Annotated in this window: 25 protein-coding genes, 1 tRNA gene and 1 pseudogene; 6 read left to right on the top strand and 21 right to left on the bottom strand. The window is 50.8% G+C overall.

The window, feature by feature from the left end; genetic code table 11:
* Window positions 1-92: 92 nt before the first annotated feature.
* From DUT67_RS12970 to DUT67_RS12960, 3 genes and pseudogenes are all read right to left on the bottom strand, one after another.
* Window positions 93-2,695: pseudogene (locus DUT67_RS12970) on the bottom strand (DUF927 domain-containing protein).
* Window positions 2,692-2,859 (bottom strand): hypothetical protein, encoded by a 168-nt coding sequence (locus DUT67_RS12965; protein WP_010286537.1) that lies wholly within the window; start codon window positions 2,857-2,859, stop codon window positions 2,692-2,694. Before DUT67_RS12965 ends, DUT67_RS12970 begins: the two are co-directional and overlap by 4 nt.
* Complete coding sequence (locus DUT67_RS12960) at window positions 2,852-3,052, bottom strand: host cell division inhibitor Icd-like protein (protein WP_113631835.1); 201 nt, start codon at window positions 3,050-3,052, stop codon at window positions 2,852-2,854. The genes DUT67_RS12965 and DUT67_RS12960 overlap by 8 nt, the downstream gene beginning before the upstream one ends.
* A gap of 189 nt (window positions 3,053-3,241) precedes the next feature.
* Between DUT67_RS12960 and DUT67_RS12955 the strand changes: the two genes are divergently transcribed.
* A complete protein-coding gene (locus DUT67_RS12955) occupies window positions 3,242-3,433 on the top strand; it encodes a YlcI/YnfO family protein (RefSeq protein ID WP_113631836.1) in 192 nt (63 codons plus the stop codon).
* A 108-nt stretch (window positions 3,434-3,541) separates the two neighbouring features.
* Here DUT67_RS12955 and DUT67_RS12950 read toward each other — a convergent pair whose 3' ends face one another.
* The 5 genes from DUT67_RS12950 to DUT67_RS12930 form a co-directional block, all read right to left on the bottom strand.
* Window positions 3,542-3,787, bottom strand: coding sequence for an AlpA family transcriptional regulator (locus DUT67_RS12950; RefSeq protein WP_113631837.1), 246 nt, complete (start codon window positions 3,785-3,787; stop codon window positions 3,542-3,544).
* Between the two features lie 276 nt (window positions 3,788-4,063).
* A complete protein-coding gene (locus DUT67_RS12945; RefSeq protein ID WP_113631838.1) occupies window positions 4,064-5,314 on the bottom strand; it encodes an integrase domain-containing protein in 1,251 nt (416 codons plus the stop codon).
* Window positions 5,315-5,491: 177 nt separating this feature from the next.
* A tRNA-Pro gene (locus DUT67_RS12940) sits at window positions 5,492-5,568 on the bottom strand.
* 78 nt (window positions 5,569-5,646) lie between these two features.
* Window positions 5,647-7,395, bottom strand: coding sequence for an LPS biosynthesis-modulating metalloenzyme YejM (yejM, locus tag DUT67_RS12935; protein WP_113631839.1), 1,749 nt, complete (start codon window positions 7,393-7,395; stop codon window positions 5,647-5,649).
* Between the two features lie 14 nt (window positions 7,396-7,409).
* Window positions 7,410-7,640, bottom strand: coding sequence for a YejL family protein (locus DUT67_RS12930; RefSeq protein ID WP_039300958.1), 231 nt, complete (start codon window positions 7,638-7,640; stop codon window positions 7,410-7,412).
* A 216-nt stretch (window positions 7,641-7,856) separates the two neighbouring features.
* Here DUT67_RS12930 and yejK point away from each other — a divergent pair, with 216 nt between their 5' ends.
* Complete coding sequence (yejK, locus tag DUT67_RS12925; protein ID WP_113631840.1) at window positions 7,857-8,867, top strand: nucleoid-associated protein YejK; 1,011 nt, start codon at window positions 7,857-7,859, stop codon at window positions 8,865-8,867.
* 82 nt (window positions 8,868-8,949) lie between these two features.
* Here the strand turns inward: yejK and DUT67_RS12920 are convergent, their stop codons facing one another.
* The 4 genes from DUT67_RS12920 to DUT67_RS12905 all read right to left on the bottom strand — a co-directional run bounded on the left by DUT67_RS12920 (window position 8,950) and on the right by DUT67_RS12905 (window position 12,616).
* Complete coding sequence (locus DUT67_RS12920; protein ID WP_113631841.1) at window positions 8,950-10,098, bottom strand: DUF1624 domain-containing protein; 1,149 nt, start codon at window positions 10,096-10,098, stop codon at window positions 8,950-8,952.
* A gap of 95 nt (window positions 10,099-10,193) precedes the next feature.
* Window positions 10,194-10,478 (bottom strand): 50S ribosomal protein L25, encoded by a 285-nt coding sequence (gene rplY, locus DUT67_RS12915; RefSeq protein WP_113631842.1) that lies wholly within the window; start codon window positions 10,476-10,478, stop codon window positions 10,194-10,196.
* A gap of 135 nt (window positions 10,479-10,613) precedes the next feature.
* Window positions 10,614-12,374 carry a DEAD/DEAH box helicase gene (locus DUT67_RS12910; RefSeq protein WP_113631843.1) on the bottom strand — a complete coding sequence of 587 codons (1,761 nt, stop codon included), beginning with the start codon at window positions 12,372-12,374 and terminating at the stop codon, window positions 10,614-10,616.
* A 2-nt stretch (window positions 12,375-12,376) separates the two neighbouring features.
* Window positions 12,377-12,616: a YecH family metal-binding protein gene (locus DUT67_RS12905; RefSeq protein WP_113625738.1), complete on the bottom strand. Its 240-nt coding sequence runs from the start codon at window positions 12,614-12,616 to the stop codon at window positions 12,377-12,379.
* 225 nt (window positions 12,617-12,841) lie between these two features.
* Here DUT67_RS12905 and rsuA point away from each other — a divergent pair, with 225 nt between their 5' ends.
* The 3 genes from rsuA (at window position 12,842) to DUT67_RS12890 (ending at window position 15,499) form a co-directional block, all read left to right on the top strand.
* Window positions 12,842-13,537 (top strand): 16S rRNA pseudouridine(516) synthase RsuA, encoded by a 696-nt coding sequence (rsuA, locus tag DUT67_RS12900; protein ID WP_113631844.1) that lies wholly within the window; start codon window positions 12,842-12,844, stop codon window positions 13,535-13,537.
* Window positions 13,538-13,578: 41 nt separating this feature from the next.
* On the top strand, window positions 13,579-14,769 hold the full coding sequence (locus DUT67_RS12895) for a Bcr/CflA family multidrug efflux MFS transporter (protein ID WP_113625740.1): 1,191 nt from the start codon (window positions 13,579-13,581) through the stop codon (window positions 14,767-14,769).
* A 385-nt stretch (window positions 14,770-15,154) separates the two neighbouring features.
* On the top strand, window positions 15,155-15,499 hold the full coding sequence (locus DUT67_RS12890; protein WP_048260722.1) for a YejG family protein: 345 nt from the start codon (window positions 15,155-15,157) through the stop codon (window positions 15,497-15,499).
* Between the two features lie 40 nt (window positions 15,500-15,539).
* Here DUT67_RS12890 and yejF read toward each other — a convergent pair whose 3' ends face one another.
* The 8 genes from yejF to yeiP form a co-directional block, all read right to left on the bottom strand.
* A complete protein-coding gene (yejF, locus tag DUT67_RS12885; RefSeq protein WP_113631845.1) occupies window positions 15,540-17,156 on the bottom strand; it encodes a microcin C ABC transporter ATP-binding protein YejF in 1,617 nt (538 codons plus the stop codon).
* A gap of 1 nt (window position 17,157) precedes the next feature.
* On the bottom strand, window positions 17,158-18,183 hold the full coding sequence (locus DUT67_RS12880; protein ID WP_113631846.1) for an ABC transporter permease: 1,026 nt from the start codon (window positions 18,181-18,183) through the stop codon (window positions 17,158-17,160).
* Entirely contained in the window at window positions 18,180-19,277 is a 1,098-nt protein-coding gene (locus DUT67_RS12875; protein WP_048260715.1) for a microcin C ABC transporter permease YejB, read from the bottom strand. Before DUT67_RS12875 ends, DUT67_RS12880 begins: the two co-directional genes overlap by 4 nt.
* Window positions 19,278-19,286: 9 nt before the next feature.
* Window positions 19,287-21,095, bottom strand: coding sequence for an extracellular solute-binding protein (locus DUT67_RS12870; protein WP_113631847.1), 1,809 nt, complete (start codon window positions 21,093-21,095; stop codon window positions 19,287-19,289).
* Window positions 21,096-21,535: 440 nt separating this feature from the next.
* Window positions 21,536-22,117 (bottom strand): bifunctional murein DD-endopeptidase/murein LD-carboxypeptidase, encoded by a 582-nt coding sequence (mepS, locus tag DUT67_RS12865; RefSeq protein ID WP_005967268.1) that lies wholly within the window; start codon window positions 22,115-22,117, stop codon window positions 21,536-21,538.
* Window positions 22,118-22,442: 325 nt separating this feature from the next.
* Window positions 22,443-23,144, bottom strand: coding sequence for a phosphatase PAP2 family protein (locus DUT67_RS12860; protein WP_113631848.1), 702 nt, complete (start codon window positions 23,142-23,144; stop codon window positions 22,443-22,445).
* Window positions 23,145-23,178: 34 nt separating this feature from the next.
* Entirely contained in the window at window positions 23,179-24,165 is a 987-nt protein-coding gene (locus DUT67_RS12855; protein ID WP_113631849.1) for a GTP-binding protein, read from the bottom strand.
* A gap of 88 nt (window positions 24,166-24,253) precedes the next feature.
* Complete coding sequence (yeiP, locus tag DUT67_RS12850) at window positions 24,254-24,826, bottom strand: elongation factor P-like protein YeiP (RefSeq protein WP_039291233.1); 573 nt, start codon at window positions 24,824-24,826, stop codon at window positions 24,254-24,256.
* A gap of 286 nt (window positions 24,827-25,112) precedes the next feature.
* On the opposite strand from yeiP, the gene DUT67_RS12845 reads away from it, so the two are divergent.
* Complete coding sequence (locus tag DUT67_RS12845) at window positions 25,113-25,367, top strand: hypothetical protein (RefSeq protein WP_005967276.1); 255 nt, start codon at window positions 25,113-25,115, stop codon at window positions 25,365-25,367.
* A gap of 10 nt (window positions 25,368-25,377) precedes the next feature.
* On the opposite strand, the gene setB is transcribed toward DUT67_RS12845, so the two are convergent.
* Window positions 25,378-26,556: a sugar efflux transporter SetB gene (setB, locus tag DUT67_RS12840; protein WP_113625916.1), complete on the bottom strand. Its 1,179-nt coding sequence runs from the start codon at window positions 26,554-26,556 to the stop codon at window positions 25,378-25,380.
* Window positions 26,557-26,667 lie beyond the last annotated feature (111 nt).

The following is a 26,667-nucleotide window of genomic DNA, read 5'->3' as shown; positions in this document are numbered from 1 at the left end:
CAATGTATTAAAATAATGAACCGAATGAACCGAATGAACCGAATGAACCGAATGAACCTACCGAATCGACCTTATTTTACCTTACGCGTGATTTACTCTTCCTCGTCGTCGAGCGTCATGAGCACTACAAAGCGCGGCTGCTTGCCGTCAATGCGCAGTGATTTACGTGTGATGCCTTTGGCGGGTTTATCCAGCATTCCGGCATCGGCCAGCACCTGCGCAAACGCTGTGGCATTGGCACCAGAGGCAATTTCGTTATTGAACACGGCGGGGAAGGTGTGAAATACCAGTGTATCGGCTCCCGGCTTTTTCACCCTATATCCTGCCAGATCCTTGATAGGTAAATCGCGTGGATCTGGATTGGGATGGGGTAAATAGCGGCTGTAGCCAAACTGGTGCAAAAAGGCGTCGGCCTGTTCTACCCAGGCTTTGGCTTCACGGTTGCCCATGCCAAATTCATTTACCCAGGCATAGAAGCTGTGTTGTAGCGCATCGTGGCATTCTTGCGCTGTCCAGCCGGTAAAAGAAGCAGAGAGTAATAAAGCGGCTTCCAGTACGGCAAAACGTGACGCCACCCGCCGCACTTGTTCGCTGGCATCATCGGGTAAGAGTGACAACCAGCGTCGCTCTGTTTCGCGGTAGGTTGTTAGCGCATTTTCTTTCTGGCTGGCAAGGTGAGCGATCCACGCTCGACCAACCGCGCCATAATGCGCGTTGCTGGCATCACGGATTGCGTCAGAATGGGCTTTGCCGTCCTGATAGCCATGAAATACCGTCGCTTTGGTGATCGGGACATTCAGTAAGCGCACCAATTGACCGGCATTCACCCGCCCGCCGTCAGCGCGGATATAGCTTTCCAGATCGATCTCGCCGGTACTGAACGCCATTGCCCGCCAGCGTTTTAGCTCTCGGTTGCCGCCTTCTCTGGCTCCCTGAATCTTACCCACGCCGTTAAACAGCGCATAGGCGGCATCGGCCACGGCTTTGCGATTGCTGCCTTGCCCGATCTCATCCAACGGCATAAAGCCGTCATTGTGGGCGGCGGCTTCGTTCACCAACCCCAGCGAGGTGGAGTACCACGTCAGTTTAAGCGCGTTAGGATCGCCATAGACGGAAGAGGCGATATTGCCGGTGGTGGTTTTGCCCGCAGACGAACCGCCAAACAGGTGGACGCCGAACCCGTCCGCGTTTACCAGCCCGATAAGTGGTGCGGCAAAGGCGCAGGCGATCCCCAGCATCATGGAGGGATTACCCTGTGCCAGCGCTGCGACGTTTTCACGCCAGCTTTGCGCCGTTCCGCTGGTGGCATAACCTCTGGCTGCACCTGATTTACCGTTGAACAAGACGGGAATGCTCGGCGTACCGATAACGGAACCGTCCGGCATCAGGTATGCGCCATGCTGCCAGCCGGTGGCGCTGGCGATTGCCCAGCGGCAACCCGCATGACTGCGACACAAGTGATCGGCCAGTATTGCCCGTAACCCACCTTTGGCCGTAACCGCCAGCCCACCCGCACGCAATCGCGCCCAGCCTTCACGTTCGCCAATATCTCGCATTGGAATGGCTTCGGTACGGGATTGGCTCTCACCGCTTGGCGTCCAGCTTAAAACCAGATAACGCTCTGATTCGTCCGATCCGATACCCGCTACCGTAATAGGATCAGACAGCCAGCTTTCACGCTCGATAATGTCGCCGCTGTCATGGTCAGTCTTCGGCTCTACCCAATACAACCCACCATGACGAATATCTGCGTAAGGTTTTAAGGGGGAAGCGGAAGATGGCTGCTGTTTTTGTCCAGGCTGATAAAGTGAAGCGGCAAAAGCCGATATGGATACCGCCGCACCATGCTGCTGGTAGTAATCATTCCAGTCGGTTTTTTCAGTTGTCGGCGGGAGCGCCACCCAACCGTTTATTGCTAGTGCCGCTTTTTCAGCCGCAATTTTTCCCGTGTTGTTACCATCGGGTTTGTTGTCATTGTCCGCAGCAAGGATGATTTTGGCATCCGGCCAGACAGAACGGCAAGACCGCGCAACATGGATCAGATTCCCGCTATCTAACGCGCTGATAGCGACACCTTGCATCAGTAACGATGCCGTACCGTGGCGTAACCTTCGGCAATGATCACTGTGTCCGTGTGTTCAGGTAGGGTACTAACGGGAATGAATGCGCCTTTCTTGCGGCTACCGGCAATCAGCTTTTTCTCACCATTAGGTTTGATAAGCTGTGCGCCGGTTGTGGTGCCGTCCATGTTTTGCAGTACCAGCAACAGGGAACCACCATCTAAGAGTAGTGAGGGGCGTTGCAGCCCCTTATTCAGCAGATAGCCAGATTGACCGGATACCGCTTTCGCCACCAGCGAATTTACCCGTTCGGTAATCAGACGATTATCAGGCTTTTCACTGGCGGGCATAACGACCGGCAACGGAAGCGCTAGTACCTCGGCGACCTGTTCCGCTGCTTGCCTCGCGTCACACTTGTTCACCTTCATCACCAGATCCAGCCCAGTTCCTGCACCGCAGTGAGAACAAAAATAGGTGCCACGGCCTTCTTTATCGTCAAAACGGTAGCGGGTATTCCCGCCACAGTTGGGGCATTCACTTTCCTGCCGATTGGTCGGGATGCCTAATCGCTGCAAAATCCCTTCCCAATGGCCGTTGGCTTTTGCCCGCACGTCTTGAATAAACGTGTTGCTCATGCGGCTTCGTCCTCCTGCGCACGGTGGAGGGCATCAAGCCGTTCGGCAAGAATGAACATCAGGATCTCTTTTGCCTGCGGTTCCCTTAACTCCACGATGGCATAAGCCAACGCACGGCACTGATCGATCAGTTCTTCCTGTTCCAGCGGTGTGTTATCAAACATGGCGCACCTCCTGAACGGGAAGACGTGCAGCGAAAGCAAATGCAAAACACGGAGACAGCATTTGCCGTGCTTCTTGCTCTGAATAGGCTTCAACGGATAGACGACAAAATGTTTTTGCCTGCGGAGAGTAGGGGTGTACCAGAAAGCGATACTGAAATTTAAGGCGAGTTTGGGTAGACTGTGAATCAGCCATGACGTTACTCCTTTTAACGCTGTGGTCAGAAGCCCGGTACGTGTTGCTGCACTGCCGGGCTTCGTTATGTTAACCTTGAATTCAATCAAGGTGTGCGTACAGGGTAATTCTTGGTGTGCGCACACATAAAGCGCTTTAAATTTCAATTTTTCAGGCAGAGTACCGTCAGTGTCTTTAACGGAGTTAGGCATGGCTACAGGCAACAACAATACTAAATCCATCAAAAAGGGAATCCGTTTCCCACACGAACTTATTGATGAAATTGATGCCAGCGTAGCGCGTGAAAAAGTAGACAATCCCAACGCTAATTTTTCTGCGTGGGTATTGGATGCCTGCGGACGTAAGTTAGAAGCGGAAAAAGACGATAAATCAAAACCGTGATTTGAGCGTTTTTCTAAATAGCTGATGTGCTGATTTTGGGCGTAACAATGCCCGTTCCAGCCAGCGCTAGATTTTTGGATCATCATATTTTTTGATTCCGATATGCCGCTATCGCGGCAATAAAAATGGATGTGTCGGCTTATGCGGTTTCGGTTTGCGGTCACGTTCGGCAATACGTTGCCTTAACCAGTCGCTAACTTCATCCTCGAACCAGCCTACGCGCCGTAAGCCAACCCGAAACCCTTTGGGGAATTCTCCGGCATTGATCATTTCTTGAAAGCTGCTGTCCGAGCTAACGCGCAGAATGGCTTTCACTTCTTTCTTTAACAGGATTTTTCTGTCTAACAGGTTCATACGTGCTTATCTCCAATGAAACCGGCGTTGTCCGGTCAGTGCGGATAGTTAAACGGTTCTAGAGGGAGGTGTATGATAATTTAGGTTTAAAATTGGGAAAATTAAGTAAATTTTTGAAATAATGATTCTGGCAACTGCACGCTGCCTTGCAATCAGTTTATGAAAGAATTCATTCTTATTCGGCGTGTTCTCACTGAGAACAGCACCTATTATATGCACTACATATTCCGCGCGTTTTTTCTGGTTCAGTTTATTGCCCCATATATAAATACAGCATTAACCATTGGCGATGCGTAATCCTCTTGCTCCTTCCGATGCCATTACTTTTCCCGTTGCAGCACTTTCCACAAATTCACCCCACCAGCACATCAATACCTTGCGTTGTTCCAGATAGGTAGAACGGTTATAGGCTCGCCGTACTTCATTGGTGTCGACGTGGGCTAGGGCGGCTTCGATCACATCTGGCGGGAACCCTTCTTCATTGGCGGCGGTACTGAAAATGGCACGTAGGCCGTGGGATACCAGTACACCTTTGTAACCCATACGGCGCAATGCGGCATTAGCGGTCTGGCTGTTCATCGGCTGTTTGGGATCTTTACTAGAAGGAAACAGGTATTCTCGATGGCCGCTAATGGGCTTCATGGCGTCCAGAATGGCTAATGCCTGCGGGGGCAGGGGAATAATGTGATCGCGGCGCATCTTCATGCGGCCAGCGGGGATCGTCCAGGTGTTATCTGTAAGATTTATCTCGTTCCAGCGGGTTTCAGCGGCTTCGGCAGGGCGGGTAACGGTCAGTAGCTGCCATTCAATCAATAAGCGGGTCTGTAGCTCGATGCTGGCGACCGATAACGTTTTCATCAAGCCAGGTAATGCCTCTGGCCGGATGGACGGCATATGGGTTTTCACCGGTGTTTGAAACGCTTTGCGGATCTTGGCGGCAGGGTTTGCAGGAATCAGCCCGGAGTTAACCGCATAATCCATTACCTCGTTAATACGCTGGCTTACCCGTTTGACGGTTTCCAGTTTGCCGCTGGCCTGTATCGGCTCTAGCGCGGTGATGAAGTGACGAGCGGTAAGCTGGGTGATCGGTAGGGTTCCGATGAACGGGAACATGTATTTTTCCAGCGAACGCCAGATATCTTTAATGGTGTTCTCAGCTAGCTGCTGGGATTTTTTCACTTCGTACCAGTCACCGGAGACTTTAGCGAACGTGTTTAGGCTGATGGCTTGCTCTTGTTCGCGCTGCTGTTGCTGGTGGAATTGCGGATCGATGCCTTTACTTATCAGCGCCTTTGCCGCTTCACGCCGTTGTCGGGCTTCTGCCAAGGAAACCGCAGGGAATGAACCAAAGCTGATTAATGCACGTTTCTTCGTATCGGGACGGTAATAATTAAAGCGCCAGATTTTAGAGCCGCTCGGTTTCACCAGCAGATACAACCCATCCCCGTCCTGTAGCGTGTATTCCTTCTCGGCAGGTTTGGCGGCTTTGATCTCGGTATTGGTCAGTGGGGTAGTTATACGAGCCATCGTAGTTATATGCTTTTGTAGTTATATGGGGCGGTATAACTAAGCGTATAACTAAAGTTTCCGGCTGTAAACGGGGTATCCCGATAGATAACAGGCAACAAAAAACCCGCAAACTCAGTGATAATGCGGGTTTCTGTGGGGTTTCCGGTAGTAAACGAGACTAACCGAATATGTATTTGGTCGGCACGAGAGGATTTGAACCTCCGACCCCCGACACCCCATGACGGTGCGCTACCAGGCTGCGCTACGTGCCGATGCTATAAGCATTTATACTACATTTTCCTGACCTTATTGCAATAGCCAGCTAGAACGACTGCTTTAGATTTAGGCAGTTAGTTAGCAATAAAGCGCCTTTCATTCGTTAGTACCTGCAAGAGCAGGGCAAGCTGCGGTTTTTCATCATTCAGCCGATTTCCCGCCATATCGTAAGCCCGGTAGTTGCCGTTGCTTTCCAATACGATGATTTGTTCCAGCGTTGTGATTAGCAATGTGCCACCATTACCGTTAATCAACCACGGATAGCGTCGTTGGGCAGAGAACAGATCCTCACCTTGTGAATAATCATCCGTACCATTTTTAACATGAAGCAGGCGCTGCATCAGCGTTGTCATGACGTCTTTATTGTCCGTCATTTTCGTAATGGTCTGTGCCGGCGTATTCGGCCAGTGAACGATAAGCGGTGTTTGCCACTGCGTGCGAGTGAAACGTACCGCGTTGCTGGTATTGGCATTCTGGTTTTGTGCGGTTGTCACGATGATGACCGTGTTATCCAGAATGTTCTTTTCCTGCAAAGTACGAATGATTTGGCCAATCTGGCGGTCAACGTCCTGAATATTCATTTGGCTGCTTGGCTCTGCGTCTTTGCTAGCGGCATTTTTCGGCGCACTGCTCAACTCAACGTAAGAGAACCAAGGCGCGGGATTATTATCGCGATTGAGCCACTCTTGCCATTGCGTGATGATGGCATCACCGCTTTGCTGTTGTGGTGCGGGCAAGGAAAAATCAGAAAGCAGTGCCTGACGATAGAGCGGACTGTCGAAGCCGTTCGCTGAAAATAACCCGAACTGATAACCCTGCTGGCTTAATGCGGCAATCAACGCTGAGGGTTTACGCGCACTCAGGATGCCGTCCATATAGGTTGTCGAGAGGCCGTAAAACAGATTAAACAAGGCGGCATCTGGCTGAGAACCCGAATCGTAGTGATCGCTGAAGCGCACGTTTTCTGAGGCGAAACGTGACAGGTTTGGCATACGGTTTTGTATGGCATCAGGCTGCGTATCGTCGATCATCACCATCAGCAGGTTATAGTCGCTGCCGTTATCGCGGAAGGTGAGGTTATTGAGCGGATACTCTACCGTCATTGCCTCAGGATTACCCTGTTGCGTCAACCGGCGCTGATATTCTTGTGCATCCAGCAGGCCATGTTTTTCCAAAAACCGACGTGCCGTCATTGGGTAAGATAGCGGTAGATTGGCGCGCTGCATGGTAATCGGGCGATAGAAGTTCGCATCGGCCCAGATGTACATCAGGTGCGAAGCAAAGAACGCTGAAATGAAAACGCCCGCCAGTGGTTTACCAAAGTTGCGGCGATTCAGGCTGCGTAATTTTTGCCAGCACCACGTGCCGAACAGCATCTCCGCCATGAAAATCAACGGAATACCGATAAACATCCACTGCCAGTCGCGGGCAATCTCCCCTTGTCCTGGGTTGACGACGAGCTCCCAAACGGTGCTGTTGAGGTGCAGGTGAAAACGTGTAAAGACTTCCACATCGACTAACAGTATCGTCAGCCCCGTTGTTGCCAGCGCCGCAGATAGGAACCGCAGCAGGCGCTGCGACATCACAATGAATGTTAGCGGGAAGATAACCAGCAGGTAGGCCGCGAAAACGATAAAACTGAAATGGCCAAGCCAGCTCACCAACGCGTAAATCCGACCGAACAGGGACGTTGGCCAATCGGCAACAAACAGATAGCGGCTACCCAGCCCCAGAGTGAGCAAAATGTTGAATAAGGCGAACCAGTGTCCCCAACTGATCATCTGGGAGACTTTTTCGCGGTAGCGCTGACGGTTGGTTACCATACGTTGGTCAAGACTTAGTGAGCTTTATCGGCTTTTTTAATCGAAGCCTGTAGGGCTTCAGCGAAAGAACGCGCCAGAATCTGACGTTGAGTCGGTGCGACGCTGGTGTTAATCAGGTTCGTCACCATGTTACCGAGCACCATCAAAGCAAGATCGGTCGGAGCGTGGTGCTTTTCCAGCACATTGACCATCTCAGAAAGCAGTTGTTCAACGTGTTCGTCACTATAACGGGATGATTGTGGCATAAAATGGCGTATCTCAAGCTGATAAAGTCGCTTATCTTACCGTATAGGCTTATGCTTTTCCGCACTTTTATCATTAACGTACTTTTATCACTGATGTGCTTTCATCAATATGAGTGTAGACGCTCAGCGCGTACTGGTGCGAAGGGGCTGCTTTATGTATTGCGAGTGGTCCGTATCAGTGTTTGAATACGCGCCTTGCCAAAAGGAGAGTTTATCATGAGTCTGGATATTGCCCAGATTGCCCTGCATCAGCTAATTAAACGTGACGAACAAACGCTGGAAATAGTGTTGCGTGATTCCCTATTGCCGACCAATGCGGCAGTAGAAGATATGATGGCTGAACTGCATCGCGTTTACAGCGCCAAGAGTAAGGCTTACGGGCTGTTTAATGAGCAAAGCGAGTTGGCGGATGCGCTGCGGGCTTGTCGCAAAGGGGATGAGGACTTTCTGAGTTTCTCACGCGCCGCGACTGGGCGCCTTCGTGACGAGCTGGCGAAGTATCCGTTTGCAGAAGGCGGCATCGTATTGTTCTGCCAGTATCGTTATCTGGCGGTCGAATATTTATTGATATCGGTACTTAATAGCTGCAACAGCATGCGGGTTAATGAACAACTGGATATCAGCACTACGCACTATCTGGATATCAATCATGCCGATATCGTCGCACGTATCGATCTGACTGAATGGGAAACCAATCCCGAATCCACTCGCTATCTGACGTTCCTGAAAGGACGCGTCGGGCGCAAAGTGTCTGACTTTTTCATGGATTTTCTGGCCGCGTCAGAAGGGCTGGACACCAAAGCACAAAACCGTGGCCTGCTGAAAGCAGTCGATGAGTATTGTGATGAGGCGCAGTTGGATAAAAACGAGCGTCAGAATTATCGCCAGCAGGTGCATAGCTACTGCACTGAGCAGTTACAGTCCGGTGAGGAAATCGAGCTGGCATCGCTGTCGCAGGAACTGCCACCGCTGGGAGAGAAAACCTTTCAGCAGTTTTCAACCGATCAGGGTTATGAGCTGGAAGATAGCTTCCCCGCCGATCGCGGGACACTGCGTCAGTTGACCAAATTTGCGGGCAGCGGTGGCGGTATTAGCCTGAACTTTGATGCGTTATTACTTGGCGAGCGGATTTTTTGGGATCCGGCGACAGACACGTTGACGATTAAAGGGACACCGCCGAATTTGCGAGATCAGCTACAGCGTCGGACGAGTAGCGGTAAACAGTAGCAATCGAGCCAAAAGCAATGCAGCCCTTTTTCTTATCGTCAGGAAAAGGGCTGCAACTGATCTTGCTTGGAGATGAGAATAATTAGAAGTATTTGAGCCAGCGGATGTCTCTGCGACGAACCTTTAAACGGGCAAACGCACGAACAGGCGAAAATAACACGACCATCAGTACCAAGGTACAAGCCCACAATTGCCAAACGGCGGAAAAGCCGAACCATTCACCTTGATTTTTCCCCCAGATCGCAACAGCGGTTAAATACATGCCTTTTAAAACATAAAGATGCAATAGGTAGAAAAACATCGGTGCGGCACCGAAGCTCGCCAATATAACAAGCCAGCGCTTTTGTTGCTGACGCTCAAACAGGGCGAGCAGGCCAAACCCGATACCAAGCGTCAGGCAGAGGAACAGCAGAGACGGCGGGTATTTCGTGATGCTGAAATAGCTCATGAGTGTCTGTGTGATGGTTTCACTCTGCTGCCAGGGTTTATCGCCATACAGATTGATGCTACGTAGTATGAAAAACAGCGCTAACGTGATTCCGGCTAGAGCGAGCAAGACTTTCTGACGCTGAAGCGGAAAGACGTCTTTTCGGTATAGTGCTCCAGCAGCGTAGCCAAGTGAAATGACACCAATCCAGGGAAGTACCGGATATGAAGTACGCATACGGAACGTTTCGCTGATTGCTATCCAACCGCGATCGTGCAGAACTGCCCAGGGAATGGACCAAATGGAACCTGCTGAAGCATGCAGAGGGTCCAGCAGATTATGTCCACCCACGATAACAATTCCCAATAGGAAAACCAGACTGGCAGGTAGCCAGATCAGCGCGCTGAGAGCGAGCATACTCATGCCGATGGCCCAAATCACTTGCAAATAGATGACCTGCGGTGGGAATTGGAACGTCCACGCAAAGTTGATCAACGTGACTTCAAGAAGAATGAGAATTAAGCCGCGTTGGAACAGGAAGAGGGCAGTTTGCCGACGATCTTGCACTTTCTGATGATAAAGTGCCGCAGAGAGCCCGGTTAAAAAGACAAACACGGGAGCACACAGGTGCGCCAGCGTACGATTGATGAATAGCATAGGATCGGTGCTGGTGACATCAATGGGATCGGCGAGTTGCAGGTGCAAATAAAAGGTTTCTCGCACATGATCTAGTAGCATAAGTACCATCACCAGACCGCGCAGAGCATCGATAGCGAGAAGTCGCTGAGAGATATCTCGAGACATGTTCACATTCCTTTGTGAATGAATTTTTATAAAAAAAACGCCGCATAAGCGGCGTTCTTCTTTCCCGGCGTCCCGGAAAACGACTTCAGCGCAAACTAAACGCGAACGAAGTCGATATGAGTCAGTTTAGGCTTGTAAACGTGACGTTGTACAGCCTGAACTTTAACTTGAACTTCTTTACCATCGATAGACAGGATCAGTGTTTCACCGTAGAAGCCTTCTTTCACTTCTTGGTTTTTTACTGAATCGTGTTCCAGTTCGATAGATACTGGTGCTTCTGAACCACCGTAAACGATGGCTGGGAATTTACCAGCGGAACGCAGGCGGCGGCTCGCACCCTTACCCTGACCTTGACGTGCTTCTGCTTTGATAGTAATCATTTTCTTCTCTACTTATATAAAGTAATCCTGCTACAGGCGACCCAGCAGCAGGTTGGGTTATTCAGCTTTTGCGAACAAAAGCGGGCTAAATTCTAGCGGAATATGGCTTCGTGGGCAAATGAATCCCAACATTACTTAGCCGCGGAGCTCATTGGCGCGGCGAAAGCGTCCCTGATAATCAAAGATCTTTTCGCGTATTTGCCAGAATTTCCCGTTTTTACGGGCGACGACAAAGTCGGGTGCGCGTAATAATATCTGCTGTGCGATGACGTCGGCGGCATTCTGCCAGTTAAACGGCGTTCCCGGTGCGCGCTGGTGAACACGTAAAAATTGTTGCAGGAAAACGTGGCGTTGTGCGGTGGAATGCAGGCGAAAACGTTCACTCACTTCGGCACCGTCTTCATCGTGGTAGGTGATTTTTAGCCACTCACCTTTTGCATCCTGCCCTTGTTCGAAGCTCATGCCGCTACAGCGTAAAACCAGCGAATCTTTCAGTTTCAGCGCGGCTTTCAACATGTCGTCGGGGTCGACTAATACCTCGTCACACTGGTGGCAGCGCCGCGCGGCAATGTCATTTTCTGCCCCACAGTGTGGGCAGACTTTAAACCGAAAGCGGAAATCACACTGTTGGCGTTGGCCGCTTTCTGTCATTTCCCAGCCCTGACAGCGGCGGCCATAGTGTTCGATGATATCGCCGTCCGGGGTGGTTTTTCCCCAGAACAGATTGGCAAAGCCGCACTCTGGGCAGAAAACCTGCACGGGCTGGCTACCAGCATGGGGTTTACTGTTGCCGACTTCTGGTGTGTAGAGGTCGTGTGGATTACCCGCGTAATCCAGTATCAGACAGTCTGTTTTTCCGGGATATAAACGTAAACCGCGTCCAACTATTTGCTGATAGAGACTCACAGACTCCGTTGGACGCAGGATGGCAATAAGGTCGGCATGCGGGGCGTCGAAACCGGTTGTTAAGACCGCTACGTTTACCAGGTATCGCAATGACTGCTGCTTAAAGGCATCAATCAACGCATCACGCTCGGCTGGTGGCGTATCGGCGCTGACCAGCGCAGCCTGACCTGCGGGTAACAACGCCGCAATTTCTTTGGCATGCTCGACGGTGGACGCAAAAATCATCACGCCGCGTCGCGTTTGCGCATAATCGACAACCTGGCTGATGATGTGCGGCGTAATGCGCTGTTGGCGTTTAAGTTCGAGATTTAGGTCAGCCTCGCTGAATAATCCGTTGCTGCGGGCGACAAGTTTACTGAAATCATATTGCACCACCGGCATATCCAGCCGATCCGGCGGCACCAGAAAGCCATGTTTGATCATATAGCGCAGCGGTAGTTCATAGATGCAGTCGCGGAACAAACAACGCTCGTCGCCGCGCATCATGCCGTGATAGTGATACTGATATATCCAGCCTTTGCCAAGGCGATAGGGCGTCGCAGTCAGGCCGAGCAGCCGCAACTGTGGATTCGTCTTTTGCAGATGCTGGATGATTTGTTGATATTGGCTGTTATCGTCGTCGCTAATACGGTGACATTCATCAATGATCAGCAGGGAGAAGGCGTTATCAAATTGGTCGAGATTGCGTGCGACGGACTGTACGCTGCCAAAAACCACTTTTCCCTGACTTTCGCGCTGTTGCAGTCCTGCGGCGAAGATATCCGCGTCCAAATCCCAAGCGCAGTATTTGGCGTGGTTTTGCGCGACCAGTTCCTTGACATGCGCGAGCACCAGAACACGCCCACGAGCAAGCCGCGCTAGTTCGGCGATCACCAGACTTTTCCCTGCACCGGTAGGCAAGACGATGACGGCAGGTTGGGTATGTTGCCGGAAATAGTCGAGTGTGGCAGAAACAGCCTCACGCTGGTAAGGCCGTAGTGTGAATGACATTGCTAGTGCTGGCAGATTTTACTGGCGCTGGTGGTGAAACCGGCATCGTGTGGAATAAATTTCCCGCGTTCAGACAGAAATTGCACCAGCATTGACGCCGTCATGTTTTCGGCGGAGCAGGTATGAAAACGTGCTGCGCTGCCGAAGCGGGTTTCTATAGTGGTAATCAGCTGTTCGGTGGTAAATGACTCACCGGACGCGATCATCATTTGCAAAACTTCATGGCCGTGAATAGATGACATAGGGTTGTCCTTAAAATGTAAAAAATTGCCCTTATTATGCCTGTTGATAATACCCAGTGCGAGGGATAAGCAAGGGGCGTTCAAGTTGACGGTCGGCTAAAAAGAGCAACTCACAGGCAGTGAATTGCAGGACGGGCGGACAAAGCCCCGTTATACTATCCTCCTCACAATTTAGGGCCTCACGATTTGAGACCGGCAGTTCTTTTAAATAGGTAGTCAGTTTTAATGCGATTGGACAAATTTTTATCCCAGCAGTTGGAAATTAGTCGTTCACTGGTGGCGCGCGAGCTCCACGCACAGCGTGTTACCGTAGATGGTGAAGTGGTAAAAAGCGGTGCGTTCAAGCTATCGCCCGAGCATAACGTTGAATTTGATGGTAACCCGTTGAAACAGCAAAACGGCCCACGTTATTTCATGTTGAATAAGCCTCAGGGCTACGTCTGTTCAACGGACGATCCCGATCATCCGACCATTCTTTATTTTATGGATGTGCCAGTGGCGTACAAGCTGCATGCGGCCGGGCGTTTGGATATCGATACCACGGGATTGGTACTGTTAACTGACGATGGGAAATGGTCGCACCGTATTACTTCACCTAAACATGAGTGTGAAAAAACCTATCTGGTGACGTTGGAACTGCCGCTGGCCGAGGACACCGCAGCGCAATTTACGGCGGGTGTACAACTGCATAACGAGAAGAATCTTACTAAACCCGCTACGCTTGAGAAGATAACGGATCATATCGTGCGGCTGACGATTAGCGAAGGTCGCTATCATCAGGTGAAAAGGATGTTTGCTGCGGTGGGAAATCGCGTTGTGGAGCTACACCGCGAGCGTATCGGTGACATCTGTCTGGATAGCGAGCTGGAACCGGGGGAATTCCGGGAGTTAAATGCTGAAGAGGTCGCCAGCGTAAAATAATACCGTTCAGAACGACCTTATTTCTAATCTGGAGTTAGTTAGTGCAATTACGCCGTTCTTCTCATCTCGGGCTGATTTTTATTCTTGGCCTGATTTCGATGCTAATGCCGTTAGCTATCGATATGTATTTACCTGCGTTACCGACCATTGCCAACGAGTTTGGCGTAGGGGACGGGCATGTCCAAATGACGCTCAGCACCTATGTACTGGGTTTTGCTATCGGTCAGATGTTCTACGGTCCGATGGCGGATAGTCTGGGGCGCAAACCTGTTATTCTCGGCGGCACGCTGGTTTTTGCGTTCGCAGGCGTGGCCTGTGCGCTGGCGCAAACGGTAGAGCAACTGATCTATATGCGTTTTCTGCACGGTGTTTCTGCCGCTGCTGCTGCGGTCGTTATTAATGCTCTGATGCGTGATATGTTCTCGCGGGATGATTTTTCTCGCATGATGTCATTTGTCGTGTTGGTAATGACGGTTGCTCCCTTAATTGCACCGATTGCCGGTGGTTGGCTCTTGCTGTGGTTTAGCTGGCATTCCATTTTCTGGACGATCTCTGCCGCGGCTTTTTTGGCATCAGCGCTGATTTTCTTTTTTATCAAAGAAACCTTACCGCCAGCGAAGCGACAGAAATTTCATCTACGTACTACCATCGGAAATTTCGCCATACTTTTCCGCCATAAGCGCGTATTTAGCTATATGGTGGCGAGCGGACTTTCGTTCTGCGGCATGTTTTCCTTCCTGAGTGCCGGGCCGTTTGTGTACATCAATCTGTATGGCGTTTCGCCTCAGAATTTTGGCTATTACTTTGCCCTGAACGTCGTTTTTCTGTTTGTGGTGACGTTGTTTAATAGCCGTAATGTACGGCGACTGGGTGCTATGGCGATGTTCCGCACAGGGCTGGTCATTCAGTTTGTGATGGGAATATGGCTGGTGATTGTCTGCCTGTTCGATCTCGGCTTCCTACCGCTGGTGTTCGGTGTAGCGCTGTTTGTCGGTTGTATTGCGATGGTCGCGTCGAATGCGATGGCGGTTATTCTCGATGATTTCCCTCACATGGCAGGGACAGCATCATCGTTGGCTGGCACGCTACGCTTTGGTCTTGGTGCGATTGTGGGTGTTGTCCTCTCACTGGTTTCATTCAACAGCGCCTGGCCGATGGTGCTATCGATGGCGCTCTGTTCGGTTGGTGCATTTCTGCTGTATCTGTACGCGCATCGCTCCCCCGCGTCCTGATTTTTCCCTTCTTTCAGATGCAGGTAAGTGTGCCTGCATCTGAATCTGTTCTTCTCTTTCCGCATTTTCCATTTGATAACGATAGATAGCCTGTCATTCCTTTTTGTTTTGCTAATGTAAAATATTTGACCCAAAAGTGAACGGGTGGGCTAAAAATGGTTGAGATGTTGAATGGAAAAGGTTACATATAACCGGAAAAGAAGAGCGATTCGTGATCAATTTGGCATTAATAGCGCTTGCAATCAGGCTCTTTAGCCACTATCACGATGTGAAAAAGGTGTGTTTGTTGTTTTTTTGTTCGCGAAAAGTGGCGGGAAATGGTGTGAACACGCTACTATGATAAATATGTTACTATTTTGTGAATTATTACCTGAGGGAAAGAGTAGTGGACAGTTTTCAACTTTCGGTAGTTCATCGTTTGCCGCAAAGTTATCGCTGGTTATCGGGTTTTACAGGTATCAATGTTGAACCGATTCCGCTGAGCGGCAGAGAAGAAGACAATAACCTGATTGGTCTCAAGCTATTGAGCCATGATGGCGATATCGCATGGGAAATCATGCGCCAGCTGAATCAATCCCTGTCTGAAATACAGGTTGATTGCGCCGTTCTGGAATGGGAAGGCGAACCGTGTCTGTTTTTGCATCGCAATGATGAAAGTACGGCAATGTGCCGTCTGAAGAATGTCGGTGTCGCTATCGCCGAATCCGTATCGGCGCAGTACCCTTTTTAAACCGCAGCGTCAGCAAACTGGCGCTGCGGTACTTCCTCGTTTATGCCGATTGCGTTCCCGTCATTCCGGTTGAAAACTGCAGCAACTCCCGCGTGTAATGCTCGGCAGGATGTGTGAATACCTGTTTACACTCTCCTTGTTCGACCACTTCACCCTGTCGTAACACAATAACCTGATGGCATAGCGAGCGGATAACCTGCAAATCATGGCTGATAAACAGGTAGGCGATTTTGTGCTTTTCTTGTAATGACTTCAGCAGCGTCAGGATTTGTGCCTGAACGGTTCTGTCCAGCGACGACGTTGGTTCATCGAGGATCAGCAGTTCTGGTTGCAGTATCAGTGCCCGAGCGATGGCGATACGCTGGCGCTGACCACCGGAAAATTCGGATGGATAGCGGTAGCGGGTGGTAGGATCCAGCCCGACTTCCTGCATCACCGCCACCACGCGTTGCTCACGCGCCTCTTTGCTCAATTTGTGATGGACGGTCAGTCCTTCAGCAATAATTTGTTCCACATTCAGCCGTGGGTTCAACGCGGAGTTCGGATCCTGAAAGACAACCTGAATTCGGTGACGGAAGGGCAGCATTTGCTTACGGGTTAGACCTTGCAAAGGCTGGCCGTCAAACCAGATATCGCCGCGCGATTGGATCAGGCGCAGCAGCGCTAACCCAGTTGTGCTTTTCCCTGAACCGGATTCCCCCACCAGACCCAGACTTTCACCGCGGCGTAAGGTGAAGCTAATATTATTAACGACGTGTTTTTCGTCAACGGTACGGCGCAAAAGACCGCGTTTGATAGGAAATGAAACGTGCAGCTGTTCTACCCGTAGGAGTGGTTCACCGTCATCCTCTACCGGAAGCGGCTCGCCTGACGGCTCTGCGTCCAGCAATTGGCGCGTGTAAGGATGCTGGGGTGCGCTGAAAAGTTGCCGACAGCTATTGTGTTCCACGGCCTTACCCGCCTTCATCACCGATACGTTATCAGCTAACTGACGGACGATATTCAGGTCGTGGGTGATGAACAGTAAGCTCATCCCCAATTCCTGCTTCAGCTCGTTCAGCAATTTCAGGATTTGCGCCTGAACGGTAACGTCCAGCGCCGTTGTAGGCTCATCGGCAATCAGTAAGTCGGGCTGGGTCAGTAACGCCATGGCAATCATGACGCGCTGGCGTTCTCCACCTGAAAGCTGATGCGGGAAATCATTCAATCGGCTTTTAGCCTGCCGAATACCCACGCGATCCAGACAGGATATGACTTCGCTACGAGCAGCCTCGGTACGCATACCCCGATGCAGCGAAAGTACTTCAATCAGCTGTTTCTCAATGCTTTGCAGGGGATTGAGCGACACCATCGGTTCCTGAAAGATCATCGCAATTTGGTTGCCGCGTATCTGACGCAGCGTTTTTTCATCGGCATGCAGCAGTGATTGTCCTGCAAAGCGAATATCGCCTTCGGGATAAACCACGGGCGGGGAAGGGAGCAAGCGTAAAACCGACAGTGCGGTGACGCTTTTCCCCGAACCTGACTCACCGACCAGCGCCAGCGTCTCACCAGCGTTCACCGCCAGTGAAAGCTGGTCGACAACACGCTGCTCCTGATCGCCTTTGCGGAAGGCAATGCTGAGATTATCTATCTGCAATAAAGGTGAACTGGACATATTAATGCGCCTTGCTGGGGTCAAAGGCGTCGCGCACCGCTTCGCCGATAAAAATGAGTAAGGAAAGCACGATGGAAAGCACCATAAATACGGTAATACCCAGCCACGGTGCCTGAAGGTTATTTTTCCCTTCCAGCAATAAAGTGCCTAATGATGGCGAGCCCATCGGCAGACCAAAGCCGAGAAAATCCAGCGATGTCAGAGTGGTAATCGAGCCGCAGAAAATAAAGGGCAGATAGGTCAGCGTCGCGACCATCGCATTTGGCAGCATGCAGCGGAACATAATGGCGCGATCGCTGACGCCCATTGCCTGCGCGGCGCGAATATAGTCAAAGTTTCGCGTACGCAAAAACTCTGCCCGAACCACGCCAACCAGACTCATCCAGCCGAAAAGTACGGTAATGCCTAATAGCCACCAGAAGTCCGGCTGAATCACGCTGGACAGGAGGATAATGAGAAACAGCGTCGGCATGCCGGACCAGACTTCGATGAAGCGCTGGCCCCATAGGTCGAGACGTCCGCCGTAATAGCCCTGTGTCGCCCCTACGATAATGCCAATCACGCTGGACAGAATGGTGAGCGCCAGACCGAACAGCAGTGAGATACGGAAGCCATAAAGTACCTGTGAGACTACGTCCTTCCCCTGGCTGTCCGTGCCCAGCCAGTTCTGCCAGGAGGGTGCCGACGGAAAGGATGCTGTGGTGGCATAGTTTATCGTGTCGTAGCTGTAGCGAATCAGTGGCCAAATAGCCCAACCGTTGCTGCTGATACGTTCGGCTATGTAAGGATCACGGAAGTCAGCGGCGGTATCTAACTGTCCACCGAACGTTCTTTCACTATGATCAATCAATACCGGCGTATAGAGCTGACCGTCATATTTCACCAGCAACGGTTTGTCATTGGCGATCAGTTCGGAAAACAGGCTGAGGATAAACAACACCATGAAAATCCACAGCGACCAGTAACCGCGACGATTACTTTTAAAACGCGCCCAGCGCGCCTGATTAATCGGGCTTAAGCGGCTCATTGGCGTCCCTCAAAATCGATACGCGGGTCCACCAGCGTATAGGTTATGTCGCTGACGATATTCAGCAATAAACCGATCAGCGTGAAGATATACAGCGTGCCGAACATGACGGGATAATCACGTTGCAGCGTTGCGTCATAGCCTAACAGACCCAACCCGTTGAGGGAGAACATCACCTCAATCAGCAGCGAGCCGGTGAAGAACATGCTGATAAAGGTGGCAGGGAAGCCTGCAATCACCAGCAGCATGGCATTACGGAACACGTGGCGGTAGAGAATGCTTTTTTCATCCAGCCCTTTGGCGCGCGCGGTCACGACGTATTGCTTGCGAATCTCATCCATAAAGGAGTTCTTGGTGAGCATGGTGAGGGTAGCAAAACCGCCAATCACGGAAGCGATAACGGGCAGCGCGATATGCCACAAATAGTCGGTAATTTTGCTGTACCACGGCAGGGTGTCAAAATTGCTGGAGACCAGACCTCGAAGCGGGAACCAGTCCAGATAACTGCCGCCCGCGAATAGCACAATCAAAATAATCGCAAACAAAAATGCGGGAATAGCATAGCCGATAATGATTAGCGTGCTGCTCCAGGTGTCGAACGGCGTGCCGTTCTTCACGGCCTTCTTGATGCCAAGCGGAATGGAAATCAGGTAGACAATCAGCGTACTCCACAGCCCCAGCGTAATCGAAACCGGCATGCTCTCTTTAATGAGCTGCATCACCGAAGAACCACGGAACAGGCTGTCGCCGAAGTCAAAACGTACGTAATCCCACAGCAGTTTAAAATAGCGCTCATGGATCGGTTTATCGAAGCCATAGCGTTTAGTGATTTCCTCGATGACTTCAGGGTCAAGCCCGCGTGAGCCTCGGTAAGCGTTCTCGATATTGGGCGCGCCGCTGGTGCCCGTGCGCGCCATTCCTGCATCCATTCCGCTATTGGCGGTATAGCCGCTGCCGTGTCCCATTTCGATCGCTGCGATAGCTTGATCGACTGGGCCGCCGGGAGCAATTTGTACAATGAAGAAGTTAATCGTAATAATCGCCCACAGGGTTGGAATGACCAGCAAGAGGCGGCGTAACAGATACGTTCCCATTTTGATTCCTTAACGTCGCTCTGCGGGCAGCGTGGCCGCCTGTTTGGTATCGAACCACCAGCCATCAAAACCAAGTGAATAGGCTGGGCGTACCGCTGGCATGGCAAACTTGTTCCAATAGGCGAAACGGTCATGGTTGGAATACCACATCGGAATCATGAGCTGATTCCAGGTCAATACTCTGTCCAGCGCGCGGCCTAATGACAGCAGGGGGACTTTTTGCCCTTGATGCTTGACGATGTCTTCAATGAGCGAGTCGATAGCGGGATCGCTGACTCCCGGCCTGTTGTAGGTCGAGTCGATATACTGAGAACTCCAGCGAATTTGCAGGTCAGCACTGGGGTAGAGCGACGCGCTGTATACCGTTGCCAGCATATCGAAATCCCGCTTACGTAGGCGGTTGTTGAACTGCGTGCTGTCGATGTTACGCACGTTCATGGTAATGCCCAGTTTTTTCAAGCTCTGCTGGAAAGGTAAGACATACTGCGAATTACCGGCGCTTGGCAATAGCAATTCAAACGTAAATGGTTGCCCGGTTTTGCGATTAACCAGCTTCTGATCTTTCAATTCCCAGCCAGCCTCTTCCAGCAGTTTGATCGCCTTAAGCCAGTTTTGTCGGTCATACCCGCTGCCGTCGGAGGAGGGCGGTTTGTAGGCCGTGCCAAAGACTTCGGGAGGGACTTTGTCCTTCAGTGGCGTCAGCCAGGCCAGTTCCTCTGTGCTGGGTTCACCTTTAGCGGCATACTCAGTATTCTGGAAATAGCTGTCGGTACGTTGATAAGCGTTGTAATACAGCGCCTTGTTCATCCAGTTGAAGTCAAATGCCAAGGATAACGCCTGACGAACGCGACGATCCTGAAACAGCGGCCGCTGGATATTGAACGCTAGCCAACGCGTATCCTGGGCGGATTGATTGACCTGATCCTGCTTAATGATGTAACCACGCCCAAAGTTGCCCCCCTGATATTGGGTTGCCCAATTTTTTGGCGATCCTTCTTCACGCAGATCGAAGGCGCCCGCTTTAAAGGCCTCGAGTGCGACGCTGTCGTCCAGATAATAGTCGTAGCGGATTTTATCGAAATTGTACTGGCCTTTATTGACCGGTAGATCGGCACCCCAATAATCGTTCACGCGAGAATAGGTAACATATTGCCCCGTTCGATAGGCGGTGATGCGATAAGGGCCACTAGCCGGAGGTGGATAGGATAACGGCTCGCTGAACTTATGATTCTTCCAGAATTTTTCCGGCATGATGGGCAAGGTCAGCAGGCTGAACATGCGGTTTTTGTCGGACACGGGAAAATCGAAGCGCACGGTCAGCGGTGCAACGGCCTTGGCGGTAACATCTTTAAAATAGATGCGAAACTGCGGCACGCCCTGCGTCATAAACATATTGTAAGTGAACGCCACGTCGGCCGCCGTGATCGGGGTGCCATCATGAAAGCGGGCTTTGGGGTTCATCTCTATTTCAATCCAGCGGAAATCCGCAGAATGGCGTGTCGTCAGCGCGACGAGCGGATAATAACTGCCGGGTTCGTCATCAGAGGAAGTGAAAAGCGAATCGTAGAGACGTTCAGTACGTGCCGCCGCTGTGCCGCGCAGCGCGAAACGGTTGAAATTGTCAAAGGTACCCAGTGCGCTGAGGGTGATGCTGCCGCCCTTGGGGGCGTCAGGATTGACATAGTCAAAATGGCTGAAATTCTCGGCATATTTGGGTTCTCCCAACAGTGCGAAGCGGGTGCTGTTTTCAATCGTTTCGGCATGCAGCCCAAAGTGGGTCGTGCAAAGCAATACGGCAGCGATAACGCGTTTTAACATCTGACGGCAATCTCCTGCGAGCGGACGTTATCTGATAGGCGACGGGTGTGGACATGCCATACCGTAACGTCGGCGATACCGATTTCTTCGGCATAAAGTTCTTGAAATAATTAACATTCCCATCGGGAAGTCGTGTGTTTTCTTTTTATCATGAAATTAGGTGATAAACCTACCTTAATCACGGCCTGTTAATGTTTCAGGTTGTTGAGTCAGTCATATTTTGCGCAATATGCCGCAGAAGGGGAGAAGCGTAGTGGTATTCGAGGGAAGAGCAGGCATAAAAACATAGGGAACGTTTTTCAACGTTGCGCAGCAACGGCCCGTAGCGTGACGGACAAGGATGTCGTCATAAAAAAACGCCGCTTAGGTTATAAGCGGCGTTAGTGTCATCTCGTTTCGTCGGCTAACTAAACAGTATCACAGCAAGGGACAGATATTGTTTAGCTGGTTTTTCCTTTACTCAGAACGCGGCGTCCTTCTTGATAGCGCTTGTTCCAGTAGTCTTCTGTCATTTTGGAGATAATGACGCCACTGCTGGTTGATGCGTGGACGAACTGATCGTTGCCGAGGTAAATGCCAACGTGGCGCCCGGTTGAACCTGCACGGAACAGAACGAGATCGCCAACGCGCAGTTTGTTGCGCTGAATTTGTTGACCCATTTCTTGCTGTTCATAGGTTGAACGCGGTAAATCCATGCCAAATTGTTCGCGGAAGGTGCGCTGAACGAAAGCTGAGCAGTCAATGCCACGGCGACTATCACCGCCTAAACGGTAACGAACACCTTTCCAACTGGCATATTGGTTAAGCAACTTGGACTTGATGTCCACGTTACGAACCAGTGCTTCAAATTCATCCTGAGAGGCTTGCAGTAAAAGACCATCTTTATCATTAACTGCATGCATATCAGTTTGAGCTTTATGGTTATATGCACTATTACTTCCACATGCGGAGAGCATCATTGCTACCGCTACGGCAGGCACTGCCCGCCAGATATATCTCAGAATCGGTTGAGACTTGACCATTATTGTTATGTTCCCTTGCTGTCCTTAACGATAAATATCGCTATGTAGTGTCCCCATTTCACTGGGGCATAATAAATGCCAAACGAAAACGAGAGTCAGACTAAATCAGAGTTTCTTCCTAGCCAAATACTGATCAGCGAAAGTGTGCCAGAATGCACATTATTTCTCTTTCTGCTGCTAGTTCAGTATGCGCTAAAAAGCAAACCTGAACGAGACTACCGCAACAACAGCAGGATTGCGAGAAGTTTTAACTAATTTATTTATAAGATTTAATGATGTATTCAGCTAAAAAATGTCGATGTAAAAAATCTGAAATCATAGGGATTTATACTGTCGATTTCTTAGGTAATAGTCGGTTTAACAGCGCAATAGCAGCATCGCTTGCTGGTGTTAATAACCACCAACTCAGGCCGACCAGAACAACCGAGAGCGAACCAACAGCAATATCGGTAAACCAATGTGCGCCGATCATGATGCGAGGCAATGAGAAGATGACTGTGATGGCCACGCCGATAGCGAAAGCGGTGCGGGTAAAATAGCGTAGCATAAAGGCAGCGAAGATCATCAGCATCATGCCGTGGTCGCCGGGGAAACTGTCCGATGAAGCATCTTTGGTAGGAATACCCGTTAAATCTGAAACGCGGTTGACGTCACTAAAATAGAGTGTCGGGCTGGCGTGTTGAACCGGCAGTAAATGTCCAGCCTGATTCAGCACCACGGCAGTTAACAGCATGATAAAGCCAATGATCAACAAGCGGCGGCGCTCTGTGGGAGTGGCTTTCAAATAAAACGACAAATATAGTAATCCCATCGCAATGAGCGCACAGCCGTCAAAAGCTCTGTTATTGGTAATGGCGACGACATGTAGAAATGCGGGGCTATCGACCAAAAGACGGTTGAAATAGAAAAAGATGTTACTGTCGAGCGTGAGCCAAAAACCATGATTTTCTGGCAGGTACCAGGATAAAAACAAACCTATACCCAATACATTGAGCACTAAAATAGAAGAAAGACGAGCAAATGACATAAGGTAAAGCATCCAAATACGAAAAAACTCCAGTCTAGTCCACGTTAGCTAAACGAGCCTTTAACAACGAGGCTTGCAACGTATTCCATTCTGCCGGTGTTTCATTGATGACTTCGATACGGCTATCAATCGGTGCCGCTGAACGCGTTTCTATATGAAGATCGTGTCCCTGACGGTTGACGACGAGCGTCCCTTCTTTTATACGCATCACCCCTTTAACCCGGCTCACGGGGGAAAGGCGAACCCAGTCCAGCAGGGCTGCGGTGTCAAAAGCGGTTTCAGGTTCGAATATCCAACCGCAAGCATGGTAGCCCTGTCCCTGATTAAGAGAACGTCGCCAGGATTGCCCACCTGGTAGCTTCAGTGCGGCCAAACCATTTGTTGGTTTGTGTGAATGGTGATGGGCTCCATCAGGTAATTCGCGTACGTTATGTCGCGGTTGATCGAGCTGTTGTCGGTCAACATTTCCCTGACTGACTTCGATAATTTGTCGTCCCTCGCTGCTTACCTGTTGCCATTGTTGTAATGCCGCGAGATCGTCGGGGGCATAGGTATCACGCTTGTTGGCGATAATAATGTCAGCGGCGGCAAGTTGATCGCGGAAATTCTCATTTTCCGTGTAACGTGTGTCGCTTAACTGACGCGCATCCAGCAGACACAGTGTGGCCTGCAATGTCAGCCAAGGCTGATAGATGTCGCTCGTCAGCAATGAGAGAATTTGTTTCGGGTGGCCGAGCCCTGTGGGTTCGATGAGTAATCGATGGGGTTTTTTCTGTTGCAGCAGCATGTTCAGACCAACCTGCATAGGCAGGCCGTTCACGCAGCACATGCAGCCGCCGGGAATTTCTTTCAGGACGGCACCGGTGTCCGCCAGTAAGGCACCGTCAATGCCTATTTCGCCGAATTCATTGACCAGCACCGCCCAGACTTCGTCCTCAGGCTTTTGCGACAGAAGGTGGCGAATCGTAGTGGTTTTTCCACTACCCAGAAACCCCGTAATCAAATTGACTTTCGTTAGCATGGCAGGTTCCTATGTGAGTGGAAGAGTGAGATGTGCCGGATATGTCATCCGGCGACAGGTATCGTGCCGATGGTGCAGAGGTATGTTGTTAGTCTGCGCGGCCCATGTAGCGGCGTTCTGGAATGTGAATGCGGATTTTTTCACCTGCGCTCAAGTATTCTGGAACTGGGATGACCAGACCGGTGCTCATGGTGGCGGGTTTGTTGCGTGAGCTGGCTGACGCGCCTTTAATGCCCGGTGCCGTCTCAATGATTTCAAGGTCTACCGTCTGTGGCAGTTCCAGCGCGATGATTTGGCCGTCCCAGCTTAATACCTGAATGCCTGGCATGCCACCTTCAGGGATAAACAGCAATTCATCTTCTATTTGATCTTTTTTGAAGAGGTAAGGCGCGTAGTCTTCATCATCCATAAAGACGTATTCGTCGCCGTCAATATAAGAGAAGGTGACAGTACGGCGTGTCAGCGTGATTGTGTCGATAATATCATCGCCTTTAAAACGTTCTTCCACTTTCAAACCGGTACGGACGTCAGAAAAACGCATTTTATACAATGTGCTGGCACCGCGGGCGCTGGGGCTCTGGACGTCGATGTCCTTTACCAGCAATAACTTGTCGTTATAGTTAACGACCATTCCGCGTTTAATCTCGTTCGCTCTTGCCATAAAAATTACCTGCTATAAGGAGTGTGATTTTTGTGGCGACACGTTACTCGCGCCGGAGAATTCAGGCAAGTAGATACTCGTCATACTTCAAATTTCATGTGCGTTGGCTGCGTTCAAATACTCGCCCTAAAGGGCTAACGCTTTGCGTTGTTCAAAACGAATACGCTTTGTCCTGAAACTCGAATTATTTAGAGTATAAGATGAATGGGGCTGATATTGGTTTTTTGCTATCGGGCTGCTATCGTGGCGATCCCTATCTCTTGTCAGCCCACCGGAGAGCTTACTGATGGACTGTCGCCCCCACTGCGGAGCTTGCTGCATCGCGGCATCGATTTCAACGCCTATGCCAGGTCTGCCGCACGGCAAACCTGCAAACACGCCCTGTATTCATCTTGATGAGGCGATGCGCTGTGGGTTATTCCATTCCCCTCTGCGACCAGCGGTTTGCGCGGGGCTAAAGCCGCGCGCGGATATGTGTTTCAGCCATCGAGATGAGGCGATGATTTACTTGCTCAAACTGGAAGCTGACACCGCGCCTTGAATTGCAGTGATCAAGCGTCTTTGATGCGCCACATACAATAGATAGAACCGACGATCATCAGCAATGCGAAAAAGAAAACGGCGTGGTAGTCCCAAATTTCAGCAACAATCCCAGCCAGCGAACCGGAGATGATCCAGCCAACGCGTGTGGTATTGGTGAATAGCGTCGTCGCAGCGCCTGCCTGCCCAGGCATTAAATCCTGAAAATAGAGCATACCGATTCCAGCCAGAATTCCGATGAAAATGGCGTTCAGCACCTGTAACGCTAGCAGTGCGGTTTCTCCGTTGAAGAACAACAACCCACCGAAAAACAGCAGGCCAGATGCAACGGCAAGTCGCATCAGGAATCGCTTACCGAAGCGTTTGGCAACGTAACCAGCAATCAGCATCACCGGAATTTCCAGCCCAGCGGCAACACCCATCATGATACCCGCCAGTTTTTCCGGCAGATGGAGCTCATGCACCAGATACAGCGGCATATTAATGAGGTAAATCCCGTTGCAGGTCCACATCAAGGTACACGCGATGAATAGCAAGAGCGTGTCACGACGGTTGCGACGAGGTGATTCCAGCGTGGAGGTGGTTTTTTCCACGGCTTTAGGCATGGAGGGCAGAAAGAATTTGACCAGGATGCCGCACAAGATAAAGACGACGGCGGCGGTCAGATACATTGTGGTGAAGCCGAATCCTAGTGCCAACGCAAAGGCGATGGGCGGGCCGACAACCCAAGCGAGAGAGATTTGGGCGCGGAGGATGGAGCTGAACATGGCCGCTTCACGACCGGTTTTATCCGCGTGCTCGCGTGCCAGCGCAAAAAGTTGCGGGTTTGCGGTTGAGCCAAAGCTGCTTAGCAAGACGCCGATAAAAAGCAGAATAAAGTAGTTACGGTTCCACGCAAACAGCATGCAGGCCAGTGCGCCTAGGAGGCAGCAGACGAATATCAGCGATTTACGATCGCCTTGACGGTCCGAGCGCGTTGCCAGCATTTGGCTGACGACGATACCAATAACCGCGCTGCCGGTATAAAACATGCCCACCATAAAAGGACGAGCCTGTACTTCGTTGGAAAGAAAGAGGCTGAGTGTGGGAAGTTGCAGGGCACCGGCCGTTCCAGTCAGAAAGGCAATAACCAAGAAGGCTGACGATGTCAGGTCAAGTGGACGTCTAGTTGTGTTTGCAGGAGTGAACATAAATTGATAGCGCTTGGAAAATAGGCAGAGGCTGTCGAGCGCGACATAGTACTCGGGTTTATAATGAAACAGAAATCTTGTTTCATTATTTTTCGTCAGCACGGCTTCAGC

Source organism: Pectobacterium peruviense, assembly GCF_003312355.2.
Lineage (GTDB): Bacteria > Pseudomonadota > Gammaproteobacteria > Enterobacterales > Enterobacteriaceae > Pectobacterium > Pectobacterium peruviense.
Note: the sequence above shows the minus strand (reverse complement) of the source record. Positions and strands in the feature narration are given on the sequence as shown.